Annotated in this window: 24 protein-coding genes; 12 read left to right on the top strand and 12 right to left on the bottom strand. The window is 64.6% G+C overall.

The genetic code is table 11. The features are described 5' to 3' along the window. Positions 1–3 precede the first annotated feature (3 nt). From K359_RS0127770 to K359_RS0127760, 3 genes are all read left to right on the top strand, one after another. A complete protein-coding gene (locus K359_RS0127770) occupies positions 4–690 on the top strand; it encodes a substrate-binding domain-containing protein (protein WP_029082243.1) in 687 nt (228 codons plus the stop codon). Between the two features lie 32 nt (positions 691–722). Continuing rightward, the gene (locus tag K359_RS0127765) at positions 723–1541 is read left to right on the top strand and encodes a tetratricopeptide repeat protein (RefSeq protein ID WP_035977230.1); all 819 of its coding nucleotides are present in this window, start codon (positions 723–725) and stop codon (positions 1539–1541) included. A gap of 74 nt (positions 1542–1615) precedes the next feature. Next, positions 1616–2332, top strand: a complete 717-nt coding sequence (locus K359_RS0127760) for an antibiotic biosynthesis monooxygenase (protein WP_245284734.1) — start codon at positions 1616–1618, stop codon at positions 2330–2332. Between the two features lies 1 nt (position 2333). Here K359_RS0127760 and K359_RS0127755 read toward each other — a convergent pair whose 3' ends face one another. From K359_RS0127755 to K359_RS0127740, 4 genes are all read right to left on the bottom strand, one after another. Further along, positions 2334–2951 carry a hypothetical protein gene (locus K359_RS0127755; protein WP_029082240.1) on the bottom strand — a complete coding sequence of 206 codons (618 nt, stop codon included), beginning with the start codon at positions 2949–2951 and terminating at the stop codon, positions 2334–2336. Between the two features lie 10 nt (positions 2952–2961). Next, positions 2962–3486 carry a (2Fe-2S)-binding protein gene (locus K359_RS0127750; RefSeq protein WP_029082239.1) on the bottom strand — a complete coding sequence of 175 codons (525 nt, stop codon included), beginning with the start codon at positions 3484–3486 and terminating at the stop codon, positions 2962–2964. Then, complete coding sequence (locus K359_RS0127745; protein ID WP_029082238.1) at positions 3483–6257, bottom strand: xanthine dehydrogenase family protein molybdopterin-binding subunit; 2775 nt, start codon at positions 6255–6257, stop codon at positions 3483–3485. The genes K359_RS0127750 and K359_RS0127745 overlap by 4 nt, the downstream gene beginning before the upstream one ends. Positions 6258–6384: 127 nt before the next feature. Next, the gene (locus tag K359_RS0127740; RefSeq protein ID WP_029082237.1) at positions 6385–7476 is read right to left on the bottom strand and encodes a hypothetical protein; all 1092 of its coding nucleotides are present in this window, start codon (positions 7474–7476) and stop codon (positions 6385–6387) included. Positions 7477–7746: 270 nt separating this feature from the next. Between K359_RS0127740 and K359_RS0127735 the strand changes: the two genes are divergently transcribed. Beyond that, on the top strand, positions 7747–8451 hold the full coding sequence (locus K359_RS0127735; protein WP_029082236.1) for a GrlR family regulatory protein: 705 nt from the start codon (positions 7747–7749) through the stop codon (positions 8449–8451). 71 nt (positions 8452–8522) lie between these two features. Here the strand turns inward: K359_RS0127735 and K359_RS0127730 are convergent, their stop codons facing one another. Next, on the bottom strand, positions 8523–8966 hold the full coding sequence (locus K359_RS0127730) for a DMT family transporter (protein ID WP_029082235.1): 444 nt from the start codon (positions 8964–8966) through the stop codon (positions 8523–8525). Between the two features lie 158 nt (positions 8967–9124). Here K359_RS0127730 and K359_RS0127725 point away from each other — a divergent pair, with 158 nt between their 5' ends. Beyond that, complete coding sequence (locus tag K359_RS0127725) at positions 9125–10747, top strand: ABC-F family ATP-binding cassette domain-containing protein (RefSeq protein WP_029082234.1); 1623 nt, start codon at positions 9125–9127, stop codon at positions 10745–10747. 1 nt (position 10748) lies between these two features. Here the strand turns inward: K359_RS0127725 and K359_RS0127720 are convergent, their stop codons facing one another. Beyond that, complete coding sequence (locus K359_RS0127720; RefSeq protein ID WP_029082233.1) at positions 10749–11381, bottom strand: DapH/DapD/GlmU-related protein; 633 nt, start codon at positions 11379–11381, stop codon at positions 10749–10751. A gap of 365 nt (positions 11382–11746) precedes the next feature. On the opposite strand from K359_RS0127720, the gene K359_RS0127715 reads away from it, so the two are divergent. Then, positions 11747–12043: an HU family DNA-binding protein gene (locus tag K359_RS0127715; protein ID WP_029082232.1), complete on the top strand. Its 297-nt coding sequence runs from the start codon at positions 11747–11749 to the stop codon at positions 12041–12043. A 60-nt stretch (positions 12044–12103) separates the two neighbouring features. Here K359_RS0127715 and K359_RS0127710 read toward each other — a convergent pair whose 3' ends face one another. Beyond that, a complete protein-coding gene (locus K359_RS0127710) occupies positions 12104–12976 on the bottom strand; it encodes a dienelactone hydrolase family protein (RefSeq protein ID WP_051346448.1) in 873 nt (290 codons plus the stop codon). 146 nt (positions 12977–13122) lie between these two features. Between K359_RS0127710 and K359_RS0127705 the strand changes: the two genes are divergently transcribed. After that, complete coding sequence (locus K359_RS0127705) at positions 13123–13998, top strand: MBL fold metallo-hydrolase (protein ID WP_029082230.1); 876 nt, start codon at positions 13123–13125, stop codon at positions 13996–13998. Between the two features lie 108 nt (positions 13999–14106). Here the strand turns inward: K359_RS0127705 and K359_RS0127700 are convergent, their stop codons facing one another. The 4 genes from K359_RS0127700 to K359_RS0127685 are packed head-to-tail and all read right to left on the bottom strand — an operon-like array spanning position 14107 to position 16838. Next, positions 14107–15156 (bottom strand): HD domain-containing phosphohydrolase, encoded by a 1050-nt coding sequence (locus K359_RS0127700; RefSeq protein WP_029082229.1) that lies wholly within the window; start codon positions 15154–15156, stop codon positions 14107–14109. A gap of 33 nt (positions 15157–15189) precedes the next feature. Next, complete coding sequence (locus K359_RS0127695) at positions 15190–15381, bottom strand: hypothetical protein (protein WP_029082228.1); 192 nt, start codon at positions 15379–15381, stop codon at positions 15190–15192. Positions 15382–15417: 36 nt separating this feature from the next. After that, the gene (locus K359_RS0127690) at positions 15418–15720 is read right to left on the bottom strand and encodes a PilZ domain-containing protein (RefSeq protein WP_029082227.1); all 303 of its coding nucleotides are present in this window, start codon (positions 15718–15720) and stop codon (positions 15418–15420) included. A gap of 8 nt (positions 15721–15728) precedes the next feature. Then, positions 15729–16838: a DUF2336 domain-containing protein gene (locus tag K359_RS0127685; RefSeq protein WP_029082226.1), complete on the bottom strand. Its 1110-nt coding sequence runs from the start codon at positions 16836–16838 to the stop codon at positions 15729–15731. Between the two features lie 311 nt (positions 16839–17149). Between K359_RS0127685 and K359_RS0127680 the strand changes: the two genes are divergently transcribed. Continuing rightward, on the top strand, positions 17150–18121 hold the full coding sequence (locus tag K359_RS0127680) for an AraC family transcriptional regulator (RefSeq protein WP_245284733.1): 972 nt from the start codon (positions 17150–17152) through the stop codon (positions 18119–18121). Positions 18122–18192: 71 nt separating this feature from the next. Beyond that, a complete protein-coding gene (locus tag K359_RS0127675; protein WP_029082224.1) occupies positions 18193–18438 on the top strand; it encodes a PilZ domain-containing protein in 246 nt (81 codons plus the stop codon). A 175-nt stretch (positions 18439–18613) separates the two neighbouring features. On the opposite strand, the gene K359_RS0127670 is transcribed toward K359_RS0127675, so the two are convergent. Continuing rightward, positions 18614–18862, bottom strand: a complete 249-nt coding sequence (locus tag K359_RS0127670) for a hypothetical protein (RefSeq protein WP_029082223.1) — start codon at positions 18860–18862, stop codon at positions 18614–18616. A gap of 150 nt (positions 18863–19012) precedes the next feature. On the opposite strand from K359_RS0127670, the gene K359_RS0127665 reads away from it, so the two are divergent. From K359_RS0127665 to K359_RS0127655, 3 genes are all read left to right on the top strand, one after another. Further along, on the top strand, positions 19013–19690 hold the full coding sequence (locus K359_RS0127665; protein ID WP_029082222.1) for a nitroreductase: 678 nt from the start codon (positions 19013–19015) through the stop codon (positions 19688–19690). 13 nt (positions 19691–19703) lie between these two features. Next, positions 19704–20618, top strand: a complete 915-nt coding sequence (locus tag K359_RS53195) for a S9 family peptidase (protein WP_051346447.1) — start codon at positions 19704–19706, stop codon at positions 20616–20618. Positions 20619–20757: 139 nt separating this feature from the next. Beyond that, positions 20758–21921: an acyl-CoA dehydrogenase family protein gene (locus K359_RS0127655; RefSeq protein WP_029082221.1), complete on the top strand. Its 1164-nt coding sequence runs from the start codon at positions 20758–20760 to the stop codon at positions 21919–21921. Positions 21922–21933: the final 12 nt, after the last annotated feature.

Below are 21933 nucleotides of genomic sequence, written 5' to 3'. Positions count from 1 at the left end.
GGAATGGGCAATTCGGTTCGCGTGCTTTCGACATTGGCGCTGAAGGGGGCGGTCGCGCGGCTTGCCGCGGCCTATCAGGCGGCAAGCGGTGTTGCGATCGATGCCGATTTCGCGCCGACGCTGGCGCTGCTCGAGCGCCTGCGTGGCGGCGAGGCGGCTGATCTGGTGATTTTGACCAAGGAAGGCCTCGACGAGATGATCGACGAAGGCCGCGTTGCGCGGGATAGCGCCGTCGATCTCACGCGCTCCTATGTCGGCGTTGCGGTGAAGGCGAGCGCCGCGCATCCCGACATCACAACCGAAGCCGCGCTGCGTGCGACGCTGCTCGGTGCACGGGCGGTCGCCTATTCGCGGCTCGGCGCCAGCGGCATCCTGTTCGCGCGGCTGATCGAGCGCCTCGGCATCGCCACCGCAATCAACGGGCGTGCGGTGATCATTCCCGCAGGCTTCACCGCGGAAAAGCTCGTCAGCGGTGAAGCCGATCTTGCGATCCAGCAGATCAGCGAGTTGAAGCAGATCGACGGCATCGAGGTCGTCGGGCCGATTCCGCTGGACTTGCAGACACCGGCGGTGTTTTCCGCCGGCCGCATGACCGCGTCGCCGCGCGCAGATGCCGCCGATCATCTGCTGCGGTATCTCGCATCGCCTGCGGTCGCGTCGGTGTTGCGCGAGACCGGGCTCGAGCCTTGAATTTGCCCGCACCGCGACGCAACCTGCCGCCCATGTTCAAACTGTTCCATGCATTCGTTCTTGCCGCGGCACTCGCCGCGCCTGCGCTGGCCCACGCGCAATCGGCCGACCTCGTGCTGTGCGACCGGCTCGCCGCCGATCCCACAGATCCCGACAAGCCGGCCGACGTGAAGGGCGTAGCCGAGATCGCGTCGGCGGATATCGCGACCGCGATCAAGTATTGCGCGGTGGCGGCAAAATCGTCGCGCCGCGCGATGTATGCGCTCGGCCGGGCCTATGCCGCCAACCGGCAGACGGCGGAAGCGATGGCCGCCTGGCGCAAGGCCGCCGACAAGGGCTCGACATCGGCAATGGTCGAGCTCGGCGTGCTCTACGGCAACGGCACCGGCGTCGCCAGGGACGAGGCGCAGGCGCGCAAATTGTTCGAGCGTGCGGCGCAGGCCGGCAACGCGCGCGGCGTCAGCAATCTCGCTGCACTCGGCGGCGGCACCGCGTCCGACCCGGCACGCGCCCGCGAATTGCTCGCCAGATCCGCCGAAACCAATGCGGAGGCGCAGTACCAGCTCGGCATGATGCTGGCCGAGGGCAAGGGCGGTGTGCAGGACGACGCTGCCGCACGCGCGCTGTTCGAGAAGGCGGCGGCGCAGAACCATCCAGGCGCGCTGGAGCGGATGGGGGCGTTCGCGCAGGCCGGGCGCGGCGGTCCGAAGGACAGTGATGCCGCAAAAGCCTATTACGAGCGGGCGGCTGCGCTCGGCGACGAGGATGCCAAGAAGGCGCTGGAGCGTGCCCGCTGTCCCTATGTGATCAAGGACAAGCGCGGCAACGCCGTGACCAATCTCTGCTTCTAGGTGGCCCCGTGGAATAGAAGAAACTGGCCCTTTCTTGCGGGCGCATTCTGATTCTACACTTGGCCGGTATCAGTATGCGCTTCGAAGGCGATGCCTTCTCACGCCATCCCTTCTCACGTCGGCCGCAATGCAGGTTTGCGTCGGAGACGCCGAGGTACCAATTGATGATTTCTCAGTTCTTCGAAGTCCAGATCAAGGACGGACACATCAACCGCTATATGGACCTCGCGGCGTCGCTGCGGCCTGCGCTTGACGCCATGGGCGGCTGTCTCTTCATCGATCGCTTCCAGAGCCTGACCCGCAAGAACCTTTTGCTGTCCTATCAGATCTGGCAGGACGAGGGCGCCATGACCGCATGGCGCGTGGATGCAGGCCATCATGCGGTCCAGAAGATCGGCCGCGAGGATGTCTTCTCCGACTACCGCATCCGCATCGCCCAGGTGATCCATGAAGCAAGGCCGGACCGCCCGATTTGGCAGCCCGAGCGACGCACGCCATACAATGACCCCGCAAGACGTCCCCCGACCTACGTCATTGCGTCGGAGTCGACCAATCCCGAGCTGCCGATAACGACCGAGTGGCGTCGGGATTCCTTCCGGAGCATGTATCGCGACGGCCGGTTCGCGCACCTCGTCGATCTGCCGGATGAGCAATCCGGCCTGGACTTCGGCGCACAGCTCTTCGCCGATCCAACGACCGAATACTTCCGTATTTTCGAGGTCATGCGCGACTACGGAATGTACGAGCGCGCTGAGGCGCCGCAGTATTATCCGCCGGTGGAGAGACCGTAGATCACGGCGCGGGGCAGGCCGCGCCGCTCTTCACCCAGGCTTCGACCAGCGCGCCGGCCTGCGCCTGCGTGCCCGGTGCGGGTGAGCGGCCGAAGCCGGGATGCCAGGCCCAGCCCACCAGCGTGTCCTTGCCGATATGATCGATCAGCTCCTCGACCTTGCGGCCGCCATTGCGCGCGGGATCCCTGATCTGAGCGCAGATCTCGCCGACCGTCTTGCCGGCCCATGCCATCTCGCGCGGCGCAAGATGCCATTCCGGGTGACCCGGCACGCGCCCGGGTTCGAAATTGGCGTGCTGGTGGCAGATCGAGCAGCGCATCGTCTCGACGCCGTGGCCATCGGCGCCACGCGTGACCGGCGGCTGGTGCATGCGGCTGATGTCGCCTTGCCGCGGACTGTCGCCGGCGGGGTGGCAGTTGGTGCAGCGCGGATGGGTCAGAACCTTGCCGAGCTCGGTGAAGATCGCCGCGGAGCGCTGCTCGGCATTCTCGATTGCGGCAAAGCTTTCCGGTGAGGCGAGGGCGTGGCTTGCGCTCTCCGATGCCGCGTAGCCGGCGCACAGGCTGGTCGCGAGCGCGGTCAGCAAGGCCATGATCCGAAACCGCGTGTCCGATGTCATCGCGCGCGGCTCACTTGTTGGCGGTCAGATAGCGTTTGGAATCGGCGAGGATCACGTCGCGCACCGCCTGGTGATATTTGATGTAGCCGGTGCAGCGGCACAGATGGCCGTCGAGCGCATCGGCAATCACAGTCTCGAGCTGGTCCCGCGCCACCGGCGTCTTCGCCAGCCGTTCGAGCAGAACCTGGCCCTCGTTGAGGAAGCCGGCCGTGCAGTAGCCGCACTGGAACGCGAAGTGATCGATGAAGGCCCGCTGCAACGCCGAGAGCTCGCCGTCCCTGGCGTGGCCCTCGACCGTGCGGATCGCCTTGCCGTCGAAATTCGCCGCCGGCACCACGCAGGTCGGGCTGGTGTAGCTGGTGCCGTCAGGATTATCGATGATGACTGCGCAGCTCAGGCATTGCGCGGCGCCGCAGCCGAATTTGGTGCCGGTCATGCCGAGCATTTCCCGAAGGAAATCGTTCATCGAGAGGTCGTCGCGGACCTCGATCGGTCCATGCTTGTGGCCGTTGATGGTGAGGTTGAGCGTCGTCACGCAAGCGCTCCCTTGAGCAGGCTCGATGTCACCGGCAATGAGCGGAAGCGGTGGCCGGTGGCGTCGTTGATGGCGTTGAGCAGCGCCGGCACGATCGGGATCATCACCACCTCGGCCATGCCCTTGGGCGGTTCGTCCGGCGTCAGCGGCGGCAGCATCTCGATCTCGAGATCGTGCAGCGGCAGGTCGGAGCCGCGCGCGATCAAATACTGGCCGAGATTCCACTGCCCGTTGCCGGGGCCGCCTTCGAACGGCGGCAGGGTTTCGAGCAGCGCGTAGCCGACGCCCATCGCGAAGCCGCCATGCGACTGGCCGAGCACGACTTCGGGCACCAGCGCCTGGCCGCATTCGAACACGCTATAGGCCTTGGCGATGCGCAAGCTCCCGGTCGCGCGCTCGATCTCGACGCGCACCAGCGTGCCGCACATCGAGGTGTAGGCGGTGCCGATCCGGTTGTTGTCGGTCGGCGGGAACTTCACGCTGACGCGGTCGATCCGCTCGAAGCCGCTACGGCCACGGCGGATCGCCAGCGCGTCGATCTCGGCGCGGTACTGCTCGCCGAACAGCGGGAAGCGCGCGCGCGACCAGGCCCAGCGCGAGAAGCTGTGCGCCACCGCGCCGGTGACGAAGCCGCGCGTGTGCGCGGTCGCCGCAAGCTTTGGCAATGGCAGCGGCGCGAGCTCGTCGAGCACGAGTTGCCCGTCCCGCCAGCGCGCTTTGTCCCATTGCCGGGTGCGCGGATCGGCCTTGCCGATCTGCCAGAGCTCGAGCGCCGCCGGCCATAGGCCGAAGCGGAAGATGATGCGGCCCGCCTCGGCCGACGAATGCGTGCCGACATGGGCGCCGATCGAGGCGCTGGTCGCCGAACTGATCGCCGGCACCCAGCGCGGGTTCTTCTCGGCGAGATCCTGGGTCTTCTGATCCATCGTGTAGGGATCGCCCGAGGTGACGAGCCCGAGCGCGTCGTAGCTGTCGACCCGGGAGACGGCGACCTCGTCGGCGACGGCGCCGAGATGGCCCGCGACCCGGTTGGCAAGCGCGGTGCCGATGCCGTTGCCCATCTCGACGTGATCGCAGAAGATCGCGATCCGTCCCTCGGGATCGATCTCGACCCGGCCCAGCGAGCAATCCGCGCCCGCGCCGTAGTCCTTGGTGACGCAGGCGACGCCGGTGCCGATCAGCCGTCCCTCGGATGCGGTCTGCTTGAATTGCGCGCGCTGCTGCCAGATCGGATGCTTCTCGAGCTTGTCGAGGATGTCGGGCGTGCGCACCGACACGATGTAGGGGTTGCCGGTCATGGTCCGGCCGTTCTGCTTCAGCGCATTGTTGCGGCGGAATGCGATCGGATCGACCTTGAGTTCGCTCGCGGCCTCGTCGATCAGGACTTCGAGCGCGGTCATGGTCTGCAGCGTGCCGTAGCCGCGCATCGAGCCTGCGGTCACGCCGCGCGAATGCAGCGCCACGGTGGTGACGTCCACCTTCGGGACGTCGTAGACGCCGATTGCCGCGGTGGCGGCGACGGTCGCGACGTTGGCGGAGAAGTTGGCGAGCCCGCCGCCGTCGAGCACATGGTCGGCGGCGAACGCCGTGATCTTGCCACTGGCGCGATCGATGCCGATCCGCGAGCGCATCTTGATCGGATGGCGTTTGATCCCGCCCTGGAATTGCTGGTAGCGGTCATGCGCCAGCCGCACCGGCCGTCCCGGGAAGAACATTGCCGCCAGCGCCACGTAAAGCACGAACGGGGTGTGGTCGCGGCCGCCGAAGCCGCCGCCGACATGGGCGAACTGTGCGTTGATGTGCGAGGGCCTGAAGGGCGGACGGGCCTTGCCGAGCATGAAGGCGATCGACTCGGTCGCCTCATAGGGCGACTGCACGCCGAGCACCAGTTCGAGATTGCCGCCCTTGTCGCTGTACCAGGCGAGCCCGCTCTCCGGTTCCAGGAACATCGGATCGACCGACTGGGTCTCGAACTCGCGGTCGAGCACGAGCTGCGCCGGATCGTCCTTGGCGAGCTGGGCGCGGATCGCTTCGCCATGGGTTGCGGCCTTGGCGTAGTCGGCTTTGGTCTCCTTGGCGAGCGGCAGCCAGACCGGCAGCGCCGCGTTCTGGATCCGGCTCGGCGAGACCCAGCCGGCCAGGATCGGCGAATAGACGTCGGGCGCGTCAGGCGTGGCGCCGGCCACCCGCGTGAAGCGATACGCGCCGTAATTCGGGATGACGACCGGTCCGGTCTCGTCGCCGAACCGGACGAAGCCGCCGTCACGCAGCGCGAGGCGCGCCCGGTCGAAGGTGTCGAACCGCTCGAAGATCAACAGCGCGACCGGCTGTCCGAGATAGAGCGGCGTCTTGCCGACGGGGCAGAACAGGTCGCCGGTGTAGAACTCCGGCACCCGCGTGCCGATGCGGTCGAGATCGGCTGCGGTCACGATAACCGACGGCTTCAGCGGACCATCGAGGCGAGCGAGATCCATGCCGGCATAGACATGCGTCGCGTCATCGGCGCGGACCAGAATGGCGTGCGAGGTGGTCGTGGGCCAACCCGGCATGTCGATGGCGCGAAAGTCCGAGGCATAGAGCTTGGCGCCGGTGACCTTGGCCACGCCGTCGACGCGGCCGGCGGCCTTCGCCGCCGGGTTGAAATGTCCGCGCCCGGGAAGCGTCTCGCGGGTCGCGAAGGCCGGTTCCTTGGCAAGCGCCAGATGCGACAGGCTGACCGAGATACCGCCGGCCGACAACCACTTCACGAATTCGCGTCGCGAAGGCCGCATGGTCTGATCTCTCATCAACGCTTCGTGGGCGCGTCGCGCCGGGGTTTATCGTTTGGCGTAGCACACGCAAAAGTATTGCGGCAAAGCGTGCGCATTCGCAACGCCGCAATAGGTCGTAGTCGCGGCCTCACTTGAGGTCGGCGATCGTTGCCGGTCCCGGACCCGGCGTGATCAGGGTCGGCCATTGCTTGGAACCGAATGGCACCAATGGCGGCAGGAACGTCGTCATGCCGCGCTTCTTGGTCTCGGCGATGATCGCCTCGCGCGCGTCGCCGCCCATCAATTCGTAGTCCATCAAATGGTAGCTGCCGAAGAACAACGCGCCGACCGAGCGGTCGGCGATGATCCGGGTCAGCGACTCCAGCATGTCCGACGGCGTCGTGGTGAAGGAGATCGTCTCGATCAGCATCAGGCGGCTGTTGATGGCGTCAGGCCCGAAGAACTGCGCCAGCACGCTGAAGATCACGTTGTTCTGCCGCGCCACATAGATCGTGTTGCTCGCACCGTAGGTCTTGTCCCAATCGGCGCCGAGCTGGGTCTTCCAGTCGGCCATCACGGTCATCCAGTGCGCGACCTGGGTCTGCGCGGCCCAGGCGACGTTCTTGGCGAGGAAGGGGGCCTGCTTCTTGCCGAACGCCTCGAGCTTGGCGAAGGGGATGACGCCGGCTGTGAGGCAATCATCCATGAAGGCGATGTTGTTCTGCAGGATGGTGCGGTTGTTGTCGCGCCAGTCGGCCTGCATCGGCGTCGCGTCGAGCCCGTCGAGCGCCGACTGCATCCGGCTGCGATAGGCCTGCATCGACCCGCGCCACGCCTTGTCGTCGGGATTGTCGACATAGGGGCCGACCACCTCGGCCAGCGCCATCGTGCTGTGGCCGACCGATTTGAGCAACTGGTAGACGATCGGCACCTGCGGCGCCTCGGTCGGCGGCTTGCCCGGCCGGTAGAGGATCAGGCGCCCGCCGGCACCGGAGAATAGGCCGAGGATCACCGGGTGTTTGTCGAGGATGTTCTTCTGGAAGATCCGCGCCGCATCGCCATAGAGCTCGAACATGCCGGTGTTGAGCGCCAGCACATCCTTGGTGGCGACATCGGCCGGCGTCGACGAGGTCTTGCCCGAGATCGGCCCCATGTAGTCCGGCAACGACTGGGCGAGGGCGGTACCGCCGCTGCCGAGCAGCAGTGCCAGGGCGGCAGCCAGGCGAAGGCGACGGGTCATGTGATGCTCCTCGATGCCTCCAGCCAATGCCGAGGGCCGGGTGCGGCCGCGCGACCATTGGCGGAATGCGCAAATGCTTGGACACAATGAACTGGAGGTAGATCCCGCGTGACGCGGCACGACGCGGGCGGATGCCTACAGCTAAGCGACGAATCGGCTGCTGTCCACACCCGGACATTGCGGGCTTGCCTGCGCCAAAAGACCCAATGGTGCGGCCTTCGGCCCGGTGCTATGTGGCGAATAGAATCAATTTTATTTATTGGATTTCTCGTGCTCAACGGGCTCTACAAGGTCGAGTACGGCATCAACGGCGCGTTCGGCCGCAGCATCATGTGCTTGCACAACGGCAAGATGATGGGTGGCAATTCAGCCTTCGCCCATCTCGGTAGCTATCAGGTGACGGGAAGCGAGATATCAGCCGAGGTGATCACCGAGCGTCACAATGACGATCCGCACTTCAAGCCGCTGATGGGCGCCGATGTCACCGTCATCAAGGTGCGCGGCCGCACCGAGGGCTCGACTATCCTGCTCGAGGGCAAGGCGGACGCCATGCCGGACGGCGTGTTCTGGGCGAATTTGGCGCCGCTCGACGATGAGGCGTTGCCGCCGCGCGGGGCTGTCGGACCGGGCGGCATCGTCAACGGGCTCTACTCCATCCAACTCCGCGCACTCGACGGTGTTGACGCCGGCCTCTCCGGGGTCATGCTGCTGATGGATGGCCGCATCCTCGGTGGCGATGCATTCTTCTACTATCTCGGCTCGTATACGTCGGCGGACGGCCGCTGGCGGGGCGAGATCGTCAATCAGGAGCACACGCCGGCGAAGGGCGAATACCCGGTGTTCGGCGGTTATGAGGTCGGCATCGGCTTTGCCGGGTCGTGTCGCGAGGAGGGCGCCGAGCTCGAAGGCATCGCGCTGGCCGGCAAGCGCAGCCTTCGGCTGGCAGCCGAACTGCGGCTGATGCGACGCGCCTAAAGCATGATCCGGAAAAGTGCGAAGCGGTTTTCCGAAGAGATCATGCTCAAATAGAGCGACCGGCCGTCTCCTCAATCCTTGATCAGAAGCACGCCGCCGATGATCAGTGCGATGCCGGCCAGTCGCGAGACTGACACAGGGTGCTGCGCCAGCCCGAACACGCCAAAATGGTCCATCGCGATGCCGGCGACCATCTGACCCGCGACCACCAGCACCAGCAGGGTTGCGGCGCCGAGCGAGGGCAGCAGCAGGATTATCAAGAGGATGAAGACGCCGCCGAGGATGCCGCCGCTCCAGGCCCACCAGGGCACGGCCGACACCAGCTTCCATGACGGCACCGGCTCGCGCGTCGCGACCACCACGACCGCCATCGTCACGAGGCCGCCGAGATAGCTGACGAGCCCGGCCCAGGCCGGCGAGTTGAGGGCTGAGCGGAGATTGCCGTTGAGGACCTGCTGAACGGCCACGCAGATGCCGGCGCCGAGCGCGAGCAGAGAGAGAAACCAGACTTGCATGTGATGCCCCAAAACCGGTCGCCGAAGGACTTTCTGTCATAATCGATTGGCCATGATCGTGGCATGCGTGGAGCGACGCGCGAAACGCCCGGAATGGGCTTCCACCCACGCCCCAGATCGAATAAGAGGCCGCAAACCCTCAGTTCCCAGCGTTGAGCATGATCCGCCTCGATAACGTCTCCAAGCAAGTCGGCCACCAGATCCTCTTCATCGAAGCCTCCGCGGCGCTCCAGAAGGGCGAGAAGATCGGCCTTGTCGGGCCGAACGGCTCCGGCAAGACCTCGCTGTTCCGAATGATCTCGGGTCAGGAGGTCCCCGATGAGGGCCAGGTCTCGCTCGATCGTGGCATTTCGATCGGCTATTTCAGCCAGGATGTCGGCGAGATGTCCGGCCGCAGCGCGGTCGCCGAGGTGATGGACGGGGCGGGGCCCGTCAGCGTGGTCGCGGCCGAGCTCAGGGAACTCGAGGCTGCGATGGCCGACCCCGACAAGGCCAGTGAGATGGATGACATCATCGCCCGCTATGGCGAGGTGCAGCATCAGTTCGAGGAGCTCGACGGCTACGCGCTTGACGGCCGCGCGCGCGAGGCGCTTTCGGGCCTGGGCTTCAGCCAGGAGATGATGGACGGCGATGTCGGAAAACTCTCCGGCGGCTGGAAGATGCGGGTGGCGCTGGCACGTATTCTCTTGATGCGTCCCGACGTCATGTTGCTCGACGAGCCAAGCAACCATCTCGATCTCGAAAGCCTGATCTGGCTCGAGCAGTTCCTGAAGGGCTATGAGGGCGCGCTGCTGATGACCTCGCATGACCGCGAGTTCATCAACCGCATCATCAACAAGGTGGTCGAGATCGACGGCGGCCAGCTCACCAGCTATTCCGGCAATTACGAATTCTACGAGCAGCAGCGCGCGCTCTCCGACAAGCAGCAGCAGGCGCAGTTCGAGCGGCAGCAGGCGATGCTCGCCAAGGAGATCAAGTTCATCGAGCGCTTCAAGGCGCGCGCGTCCCACGCCGCCCAGGTGCAGAGCCGGGTCAAGAAGCTCGACAAGATCGAGCGGGTCGAGCCGCCGAAACGTCGGCAGACCGTGGCGTTCGACTTCCTGCCGGCGCCGCGCTCCGGCGAAGACGTCGTCAACCTGAAGAATGTCCACAAGGGATATGGCAGCCGCACCATCTACCAAGGCCTCGACTTCATGATCCGCCGCCGCGAGCGCTGGTGCGTGATGGGCATCAACGGTGCCGGCAAGTCGACACTGCTGAAGCTCGTGGCAGGCTCGACGGAGCCTGATGACGGCACGGTCGCGATCGGCGGCAGCGTCAAGATGGGCTATTTCGCGCAGCACGCGATGGATCTGCTCGACGGCGAACGCACCGTGTTTCAGTGGCTTGAGGATTGCTTTCCGCAGGCGGGCCAGGGCTCCTTGCGGGCGCTAGCCGGCTGCTTCGGGTTTTCCGGCGACGACGTCGAGAAGAAATGCCGGGTGCTGTCGGGCGGCGAGAAGGCGCGGCTGGTGATGGCACAAATGCTGTTCGATCCACCGAACTTCCTGGTGCTCGACGAACCGACCAACCATCTCGATCTCGCCACCAAGGAGATGCTGATATCAGCGCTCTCCGAATTCGAGGGCACCATGCTGTTCGTCTCCCACGACCGGCATTTCCTCGCCGCGCTCTCCAACCGCGTGCTGGAGCTGACGCCGGAGGGCATCCATCAGTTTGGCGGCGGCTACACCGAATATGTCGCGCGCACCGGGCATGAGGCGCCGGGGCTGCGGAGTTAGTTCAAGTTCTCCACCGCGCGCAAAACGCCTCGACGTCGCCTGACTGGAATTCCGGTAGGCGCTCCCAGATGGTCTCAGCCGGCCAGTTCCACCAGGCGATCTGCGATAGCTCGGCCGCGATCTTGCGGTTGAACCGCTCCTTGATCGGCCGGGCCGGCACGCCGCCGACGATGGTGTAGGGCGCGACATCGCGCGAGACGACCGCGCCGGCCGCGAGCACCGCGCCGTCTCCGACGGTGACGCCGGGCAGCACGATCACGCCATGGCCGATCCAGACATCGTTGCCGATCACGACGCGATCCGCGCGTCGGTTCCTGAAGAAGTCACGATCCCGTTCGGCGGAGGCCGTGTAATATTCAGGGCAATAGGTGAAGCGGTGCTGGGAAGGGCGCTCGAGCGGATGATTAGGCGCGCCGATCCGGACCTGCGCCGCGATCGCGCAGAAGCGGCCGATCTGCGCGTCGGCGACGATGCAGCCGCTGGCGAGGTAGGAATAGTCCCCGAGTTCGGTATATTCGATCGCGGTGTCGCCGAGAACTTCGCAGCAACGCCCAACCTTGACCTCGCGCAGCCTGACCGTCGGCTCGATGACGGTTTCGGCAAGCTTGGGGCGGGGCGGGGTCGATTGATCCATATGACTGTCCTTGATCCGGCAACTCGCACGGAGTGGTATCTATCACAGCTGGCGGGCAGGGCGAGAGTGGTTGCTGTCTGCTGCGGGGGCCTAGCTCTTAAATTCCGTCGACCACGGCGATCGCCTTGTTCAGCAAGTTCGCGCGTGGGAATCAAGCCGCTGACCGGATCGGGAAATGTACACTGCAGATTGTTGGGCTATCAAAGGATTTGCGATTCGCTTGCTTGCGTTTTAGGCCTCGATAGGTTTTAAGCCCGGTGACTTCATGCCGTTGGCATGAACGAGAAGCGCGCTGCGTGGTTTTACCACATTCTAGACAGAGTTGCGTCGTAGCTCGCGCGCCCCCAAATTCAGAGGATTTCAGCATGGCCAAGATGACGAAGAATCAATTGATCGACGCGATTGCCGAAGGCACGCAGATCTCGAAGAACGACGTAAGGACCGTCATCGAGCACATGGCGACTGTTGGCTATAGAGAGCTGAACGAATCCGGTGAGTTCGTCATACCTGGCTTTGTGAAAATGTCTGTCGTGCATAAGCCTGCCACAGAAGCTCGCAGCGGCGTAAATCCTTTTACGAAAGAGCCGATGGAATTTGCGGCGAAGCCAGCCAGCAAGTCAGTCAAGGCGTCACCTCTCAAGGTCGCTAAGGACGCCGTCTGAAGACTACGGTTTGCGGCGAGCCAAGCGCGCAAGAAATGCAACGGCGCGTGGCTGGGCGGCCTAATCCTTCAAGCCGTTGACTGCGGCAATGGCCCTGATCATTGCATCCTTCAGCGCCGCGTCGTTGGCGGGATTCGATTGCCGGCGTTGGCCGGGATCGTCGAAATCGTGGGTCGCGCCGGGATAGAGCACGACCTCGATCTTGCTGCCCGCGGCGACGGAACGCTGCGCGACCTCCTGGCACCGCTCGGGCGACACCTCCTCGTCGTCGGATCCGAGCAGCATCGTGATCGGTGCGGCCGACTTGAGCGTCTGCGCCAGCAGGGCCGCCGGCCCGCAGCCGGGATAGAACGCCAGCGCTGCGCGATAGCCCGACGTCGCCGTACCCTGGCGCTGCATGACGTTCAGCGCGGTGCTGCCGCCGTTCGACCATCCCTGCAGGAAGATGCGGTTCTCCCGGACATCTTTCCGGCTGCGCAGCCAGCTTAGCGCGCCCTCGGCGTCCAGCGGCCGCACGGTCTTTTCGTTGACGTCGTCGCGATCGGGATCGTCATGCGTGAAGCGGCCGAAGCCATGGGCCTTGCCGCGCGGCCCAAAGCTGTCCGGCAGCAGCGCGACGTAGCCGTGGTCGGCCCAATACTGCCCCCAAATCGCGTGGCGCTTGGAGAGGCTGCCGGCATTGCAGGCCGCGGACGGAGCTGTGCGCGACACCAGGGTGCAGTCCTTGTTGACGTTGATCGAATAGGGGCCGCCGCGGCCGTGCAGCAGCACGATGGCGGGGTGCGGGCCCGGCGTTTGCGGCCGAAACAGATAGCCGACGATCTCGGTCTTGCCGTCGGCGCTCGGAAAGAAAACGGTGTCGGGGGCGGCCGCCGCCGCTGTCGGCAATGTCGTGAGCATCAGGAGGGCAATCTGAATCGCGCGATGGGTCATCCCCACAGCATGAGCAACATTTTCGGATGAATTACGGCATGACTGCTTCCAGCAATGCAAAGCCGCATGGCACGCTGCACCGTGCTCGGCTTGTGAGGTAAGGGGCCGCCCGCTACCCTTCGCAAAAAAAGCGGGAGCGAAACAGCATGAAACAGATCAGGATCGGCGACATCACGATCGACGCGGTGATCGAGCGCGAAGGGCCGTGGCGGCGGCCGCAGGATTTCTTCCCGACCTATGACGATGCTGTGTTCAAGCATCACCTGAAGACGATGGAGCCGGAGGTGTTCGATGCCGCGCGCGGCATGATGGTGATCACCTACCAGACCTTCGTGGTGCGGACGCCGCGCCATACCATCCTGGTCGACACTTGCACCGGTGAGAACAAGGGGCACCCGCCGCCGTTCGACTTCCCGGGCAAGGAACGCTGGCGCAACGAGCTGTTCGCGCTCGGAATCTCCTACGAGCAGATCGACTACGTGTTCTGCACCCATCTGCATATCGACCACACCGGCTGGAACACCACGCTGCGCGACGGGCGCTGGGTGCCGACCTTCCCGAACGCGAAATACGTCTTCCACAAGGGTGAGTATGCGGCCTGGGAGGCCGAGAACGCCAAGGGCGCCAATCCGCCGGGCACGGTGTTTCGCGACAATTGCCTGCCGATCGTCGAGGCCGGGCAGGCGCTATTGGTCGACGACGACTATGCGCTCGACGACACCGTGACGCTGACGCCGACGCCGGGTCATTCGCCCTGCCATTGCTGTATCAACATCTTCTCGAAGGGGCAGCGCGCCGTGGTCGCCGGCGATCTGATGCATCATGCGATCCAGTGCCGCGAGCCGGAATGGTCGGCAAAGCCCGATTGGGATCCGAAGCAATCGGCGATCTCGCGGCGAAAATTCTTTGGCTCTGTGGCCGGGACCGACACGCTGATCCTGCCGATCCATTTCCCGGCCCCGACGGTCGGCCTGATCACCGCGGACGGCGACCGCTTCGACTATCGCTTCAAGCGGGAGTAGAGCGTTTCGAGCGAAGGTTCGCGTGAAGAAAACGCGTCAAAGCAATAATCTGGAGCTTCGGTTCTGATTCTAATCAGAACCGAAAATGCTCCAGGCGGCACGGGCCGGTCAGCGGTTGAGCGCGACGTCCCTGAAGGCCACAACCAGCGGTCGTTCGAGCTTGCCCTTCATGTCGAGCAAGAGCTCATAGGCTTTGTCCCGCGGCATCGTCGGCTTGTAGGTCCGTTGTTCGATCAGCGCCGCGAAGATGTCGGAGATAGTCAGGATGCGGACGATGTCCGGAATACTTTCGGAGCACAGCCCGTCGGGATAGCCGCTGCCGTCGAGATATTCGTGATGGTGCCGCACCGCGTCGAGAACTTCCGCGGAGATACCCGGCGTGTCCTTCAGCGCGTCATGGCCCAAGGCGGGATGGGTCTGGATCAGCGAGCGCTCGGCGTCGTCGAGCCGACCCGGCTTGTCGAGAACGGTGAGGGGGATCGTCGCCTTGCCGATGTCGTGGAACATCGCCGCAGAATAGAGACGCTCGATGTCAGGCTTGCTCATGCCGAGGCTCATGCCGAAATCGACCGCGAGGCCGGTGACCAGCAGGCAGTGCTGGTAGGTGCCTTCGTGGTGGCGGCGGACGGTCGCCAACCAGTCGGAAAGCCCATTTTCAGCGATGCTGTCGGCGATTCCCGCTCCGGCGTGCCTGACATCGGCGACATCGATCGCCGCACCGTTCATCACGGCCGAAAACATTGCGGCAATGCTGGCGGCGCCAGCGGATGCCGCTTCAATACTGGTCGGTGACAGATCGTCCGGAACGATCGATGGCGCTTCGATATCGACAAGCCTTGCCAGAAGCTGCGATGGCTTGACCGGACGGAAGAGAGCATCCGTCGCGCCGAGCGCATAGGCCTGGACCATTGCAAGGCGCGTACGCTGATCGACGATGAAGATGCGCCTCGGGATCCGCTTTAGTCTGCTGGAGATCGCTTTCAATGCAGCGATGTTGTCGACGAGCCGCAGGTCGGCGCTCACGACCAATGCCTCGACATCGCCGCCCCGGAGCCGCGCAGCGGTAAGCAGTTCTGAGGTGATCTCAAATGTTTGTCCCAGAAGTCCGCGGACATCGGACAGTCTGGACGGCGTATCGGCAACAATATGAATCGGCATCGAGGCAGGCGATCTTTTGGCGAAAGGGCGGCGTTACCCGAGCCGCGTCACCTGAGTCCGGCGCGGAGCCTGGGTCAGAAACCGTTCAAGCTCGGTGCAGAGGCGATGCGCGAGCTCCTCATTGATCTCGAACGTCGCGACGGTGCCGGCGCAGTCGAATTCGATGGTCCCGCGTAACGGTGCGGCTGACACGGTCGATACCACGATGTTTGTCGCTCTCGGCATGTCGTCAACTTCCTTTCAGGCCGGGTGCCGCCATCCTCATTTCGGAATGACCGGGCGTCCCTTTCGCTTTTTCTCTTCGATGAATCTCACGCCGATCTCGGTGCCGTCGACACGGACCAGCTCGCAGCGGCGGAAGGCCAGCCCCCGCGAGGACAGCACCAGGAAGAACTCCTGGGCCTTCAGCACATCAAGCGTTCCGTCGACCTCGAGCCGGGCGCCGCTCTGCGAGACGTCGAGCAGGATGCAGCTCCGCCGCCATGTGCCGTCGACACCCATGAGATTGACGGGATAGCGGGTATCGAGCCTGACGCGCTCCGCCCTGCGGTCACCATACGTCATGACGCCACTCACCCTGCCTTGGAAGGCTTCGCAGTCAGCTCGCTCAGCGAACCGAACCGGATCGTGCGCTGCGCGTTCGACAGCGGCAGCCCTTCAAACATCTGCCGGGCGCGCTCCAGCTCGTCCGGCGCGACCGTCAGGCCGGCCTTTCGGTAGCTGACGATCGCGGCCGTGGTGTTCCAGTTCAGTCGCGATGCGCGGCAGGCGATGACGAGCCCGTTGCTGTCGGCGGCGTCCATCAGCGGCGTGATCGTTTCGATCGGAACGCTCGCGAGCTGCGCCAGCGCCGCGACGACGTTGCGGACCTCTTGCCTGATCGCGAAACGGTTGACGCTGGAGTCGTTCAGCTGTCCGGACTTGTTCAGGGCCATCACCGTGGCCCGCGCCTCCGCATAGTCGATCGTGGCTGGTGGTTTTGCGGAGGCGCGGGCTGAGCTGGTATCGATGGCGGCGCGGATCGCGTCCTGAATGTCGGGACGTGCGCGCTTGAGCAGCCGGGCCTGCTGACGCGGTGTGGATCGCATGACGAGATCGGCGAGCACGCGGTCCGGCAGGTCGGTGCGCGATATCAATGCGTCTGCGATGCCGTCGTCGCGCTCGGCGGCATCAACCATCATGGCAAAGCCAGCGCTGGTCAGTTCCGCGCCGGGATTTTCGGCCAAAGCGCGCAAGACGTTGCCGTCGCCACGCATCAGCAGAATGTCCGTGAGCTCCTGGTTGACCGCCTTGCGTCCCGCGATCGCGCAGAGATGTCCTTCGGCCCGCATCCAGGCGATGTCGATCAGGTCGGCATCCAGAATGCAGTCGCATTTGCGCAGGATCGGCGCGGCGACATCGGCGTCGTCATGATTGGCGAGCCGCCGTGCCAGCTCCCGCGGCACCAGACGCAGGTCGGCAAGGGAGCGGCTGAGCGTGGTCAATGTCCGCAGCTCGACGCTCTCGGTCAGGCGGACCAGGATGTCGTCGAACAGCCCGACATGGTGTTCGTTGAGCCGGTGAGCGTCTTCGAGAAAAAGCCCTGCCACCTCCCGCAGCATGCGCGTGCGGCGGTCTGGTGAGCCGGCCTTCAGGACATGGTCGAGTTCAGCAATAAGATCTGGCGAGGCAATGGTGGTCATTGCGGTACCTAAAATGTTCCGCGACGGGGAACTTCTGTGTCCCCGAAAGCATTTTGCTCCCCGAATCTTTAATAGGGGTATAGAAATTGATGGGGGTGCCTGTGCTGACGGTGGATATTGCGGTAAACACTATCGAAAATCGGCAGCAGCGATATTTTGCCAGATTGTCCGCTTCGACGAACGGACCGCAGTTTTCTTGACTGAGTTCATTGGACGATTCGCATTTTGTGCATGGAAATTATCAATGAGGCCGGCGCGCTTTGCGTGGCGCCGCGCGGACATTTTCAAGACCATTTCACAGGAGCAGTCATTTGACGGCGCCATTGCTGGTGCCGAGAGTCTTTCGTTTTGACGACGTCGATGCATTCCGGAGTTCGATCCGAGACCTGGATGTTGATTTCACGCCACTCGCGCGGAAGATTTCGGCCGAGCAGATCATCCTGAGTTTGCCGGGATGCGAGCTCAACTACACCCAGTCCTTTCCGCGCATCGTCGACGCGCAGCTTGCGCGGCACACGACGGCGGTCGGCTTCACGATGGATGACGGTGTCCCGATGCGGTTCAACGGCGTCGAGCGCGATCGTGCGGTGATCGTGCTTGGCGGCGGCGGCGCGTTCTATACCTCGGTGGAGGAGGCGCCCCGGCAATATGTCTCGGCGATGTTCACGCCGGAGGTTGTCGACCGCGGCTGGCCGAACCCGGGTCTCCATTTCAGCATTCACGAAATATCTCAACGCGCGCAGGATCGGCTGCGCGAAGTGGTCAGGCAAATTCTGCTCGTGACCTCACAGCAGACTGATGATGCCCAGTTCGCTACCGGCGCGTCGATCAAGGAAACGCTGCTTGCGGCGATCGACAACGCCTTCGCCGAGATCGTGCCGGCCAAGTGGACGACGCGGGCCAACACGACGCGGCAGTTCAAGGTCTTCAACGACGCGCGTGCCATTCTGGCCGGCGACGTGGCTCACCCGATTTACAGCGGCGAACTCGCCAGGCAGATCGGCGTGTCGGTGCGCACGCTGCACGACGCCATCCAGCGCTACCGGGGCGTCAGCCTGCATCGCTATCTGCGGTTGCGCCGGCTCTGGCTGGTACGCCAGCAACTGCTCGCCGGTGCGCAGAGCGTCAAGGCCTGCGCGCTGGCCTACGGATTTTGGCACCTGAGCGATTTTTCGCGCAGCTATCGGTCGCAGTTCGGGGAAGCGCCATCGGAGACGCTGGCCGCCTCGCGCCGTCCGGGCGCCGTGCGCGCCGAGACGGCCGCTGGCAGATACGAATCGTAATCGTCGATCTGAACGGAATCTTAACGGCCGCCGAAGAGGCTATTGGTACGATTCCACCAGAGGCGGCGGTGATGCATCCCCGGAGATTTGCGCGTGTTCGTCCGACAGGATGCGTATCCAGTGTGGTCAAGCTGCAGCTCGAGCCGAAGGCGCCGCAGATCGAATGCCGGCTGGTGGACTATTCCGCCGGAGGGGCCTGCCTGGAGTTTCAGAAGCCGATCCAGCTGCCCGAACGTTTCGAAATGTTTCACGGCAACACCAAGAAGCGGTGCCGGCGGGTCTGGAGCAGGGGTGTGCGGGTCGGCGTCTCGTTCTGAGCGCAGAAGAGCGTTTTCGAGCGAAGCGGACACCGGTTCGCGTGAAGAAAGCGCGTCAAAACAAAAAGCATCGGCTGATCTGGCGCAAGCATCCGTCAATAGCCGTTCGGGCCGCGCCCGGCGCGACCCGATGGTCTTGTCCCGATCGAAGCTGAGGGAAGCGCCGGCGAGGGGCTCAGGCGCCGCTCTGGCACTTCTTCATGAACGAGTTTTTGGCCGCGCCGGCGAGCTTCTTGCCGTCGGAGCCGACCGCCTTGGTCTCGCAGGTATCGGTCGTGCACTTCTTCATGAACGAGGTCTTGGCCGCGCCGGCCAGCGGCTTGCCGTCCTTGCCGACCGCCTTCGTCTCGCAGGAGGCGTCCTGTGCAAATGCCGAACCGGCGGCAAAGGTCGCGATCACGGCCGCCAAGAAAATCCGCTTCATCTGGGTTCTCCCTAAACCAAACCAGTGGCCGGATTGGATATCGGATTCTTGGCCCGATCAAGTTCCCACAGCCGATTTTGTCGGTAAAATGCCCCGATCAGAGCAAGGAAATTCCGCGTGCAGCGCGGAACAACATGGGGGACGCCCGGAATGGAATTCGAGACGCTGGTACAGACACGCAAAAGCGTGCGCGGGTTCAAGAAGCAGCCGGTGTCACGGGCGACCGTGGAGGAGATCATCGAGGTGGCCAAGCGCGCGCCGTCCTCGATGAACACCCAGCCCTGGCACGTCCATGTCCTGACCGGGGCGCCGCTGGAGGAAGTGCGCCGCCGCAACATGGAGGAGATGATCGCCGGCGCCAAAGCCAAGCGCGACATCGTCAGCCATGGCGAGTACCAGGGCGTGCACCGCGGTCGCCAGGTCGACATCGCCAAGAAGCTGTTCGGGGCGATGGGGATTGCGCGCGACGACAAGCCGATGCGGCAGGATTGGGTGCTGCGCGGCTTCCGCCAGTTCGACGCCCCGGTCTCGCTGGTGCTCGCCTATGACCGGATCCTCGATCCCGGCGCGGTCTGCCATTTCGATCTCGGCGCGCTCTGCTACGGCATCGTGCTGGCGGCTTGGGATCGCGGCCTTGGCAGCGTGATCAACGGCCAGGGCATCATGCGCTCCGACATCGTGCGCGAGGTCGCCAACATCCCGGAAGACCAGGTGATCATGACCTGCGTCGCGATGGGCTATCCCGACGACGGCTTTGCCGCCAATGCGGTGCGGTCGGACCGCGAGGCCAACAGCGATTTTGTCCGCTACGTCGGCTTTGCCGAATAGAGGGATATGACCAGTGCGGACCCGCAGCATCACCGGCGCGGTTGTCCTGGCGTTGGTCGTCTTCATCTCGGCCCTCGGTTCCGGGCGAGCGGAGGGCATACGCCTCGACGCGCTCAAGATCCCGGTGCCGAATGCGGGAGGGGCAGGGCCGTCCGTCGCGCTGCTCGACGCGATCGTGCTGCGGCCGGATGACGGGCAACCGCATCCGCTGATCCTGCTCAATCACGGCTCACCGCGGTCGGCGAGCGACCGTCCGGCGATGAGCCCCTACGGGATGTGGGCACAGGCTGTGGAGTTCGCCCGGCGCGGCTGGGTCGCCGTGGCTTTCCTGCGCCGCGGCTACGGCGCCTCGCAGGGTGGATGGGCCGAGAATTACGGAGGGTGCTCTGACCCGGACTATGCGAAGGCCGGCCGCGCCGGCGCCAGCGACGTCGCAGCCGCCGCCAAATTCATGACCGGTCAGGATTACGTCAGCAAGGGGATCAGCGTCGGCCGCTCGGCGGGAGGCTTTGCCACGGTCGCGTTGACGTCGATGGCGCCGTCGGGTCTGGCCGCTGCAATCGCGTTCGCGCCGGGCCGCGGATCGACCGGCCCCGATACGGTCTGCGAGGAGGACGAACTCGTCGACGCGTTCGCGCAGTTCGGCAAATCCTCGCGCATCCCGCTGCTGTGGGTGTCCGCCGACAACGATCATTTCTTCGGGCCGAAACTCGTGACGCGATTGTCGGACGCGTTTGCGAAAGCCGGCGGCAAGCTCGCGCTGGTTCGAACGCCTGCCTTCGGTAGCGACGGGCACACGCTGTTCAACGAGAATGGAACGGCGATCTGGGCGCCGATCGTCGATCGCTTCCTTGCTGCCAACAATCTCGTGCTGCGCGATCGGCTGCTCGACGCGCCCGCGCGTCCCGCGCAAATACGCACGCGCTGACCACGCCGCGGGATATTGAATTCCGCGCCGTGAAACCCTCGCGCGAGCGTGAGTGCGCGCGCGCGTTTCCGCTATTTGTGCCGGCAAAAAATGCGCTACTGGTTTTTTGAAGCACAACAGCGCAGGCGAGGAATCTCAGATGAGCGATGATGAACAGACAGCCATGATCCGCGAGACCGTCGCGAGATTCGTCGATCGCGAGCTGATCCCGCTCGAGCCGCAATATCTGAAATCGAAACTGCCCGGCAGCGATCATCCCGAGCTCACGCCGGAACAGCGCAAGCGGCTGCGCGACGTCTCGAAGGAGCTCGGACTCTGGGGCCTCGATGCGCCCGAGGATCTCGGCGGCCACGACCTGCCGACCCGCACGATGGCTGCGGTGCACGAAGAGCTTGGCCGCAGCTGCGTGCCCTTCGTGCTGCCGCCGGACTCGCCGAACCTGCGCATGCTGCAAGCGGTCGGCACCGATGCGCAGAAGAAAAAATATCTGCAGCCCTATATCGAGGGCCGGATGGCATCGGCGATCGCGATCTCGGAGCCCGGCGCCGGCGGCGATCCGGCCGGCATGAAGACCCGCGCGGCGCTCGAGGGCGAAGAGTGGGTGCTGAACGGCCGCAAGATCTGGATCAGCAACGCGCGCGCCGCCGACTTCATCATCGTGATGACGCGTGTCGGCAGCGACCAGCGCCACGGCGGCATCACCTCCTTCATCGTCGAGAAGGGCACGCCGGGATTCATCATCGAGCGCGAGATCCCGATGGTCGGCGGCGGCTCGACCTACGAGATCGTTTTCGAGGACTGCCGCATCCCGAAGGACTCGGTGCTGGGCGAGGTCGGCAAGGGTTACGCGCCGATGCAGCTGCGCCTGCGCACGCGGCGGCTCGAGATGGGATCGACCTGCGTCGGCATCACCAAGCGCGCGCTCGATATGATGTGCGAGCACGCCAAGCAACGCGAGACGTTCGGCGTCAAGCTCGCCGAGCGCCAGGCGATCCAGTGGTGGATCGCCGACATCTCCACGCGGATGCATGCCTGCCGGCTGATGGTGCGCGAGGCCGCCGACAAGACCGATCGCGGCGAGGACATCCGCCACGAGGCCTCGATGATCAAGGTGTTCGCGACCGAGATGGCCTATGAAGCCTGCGACCACGCCATGCAGACGCTCGGCGCGCTTGGCGTGACGCTGGAATTGCCGCTCAACGCGCTCTGGCAGAAGGCTCGGCTGATGCGGGTCTATGAAGGCCCGAGCGAGGTGCACCGCCAGTCGATCGCGCGTCGCGTGCTTGGTCTGCGGGGAGGTTAGGTTTCGCCCGTC

It is taken from the genome of Bradyrhizobium sp. th-b2 (assembly GCF_000426785.1).
Taxonomy (GTDB): Bacteria; Pseudomonadota; Alphaproteobacteria; order Rhizobiales; family Xanthobacteraceae; genus Bradyrhizobium; species Bradyrhizobium septentrionale.
The sequence above is the reverse complement of the archived record's forward strand: the minus strand, read 5'-3'. Positions and strand labels throughout refer to the sequence as shown.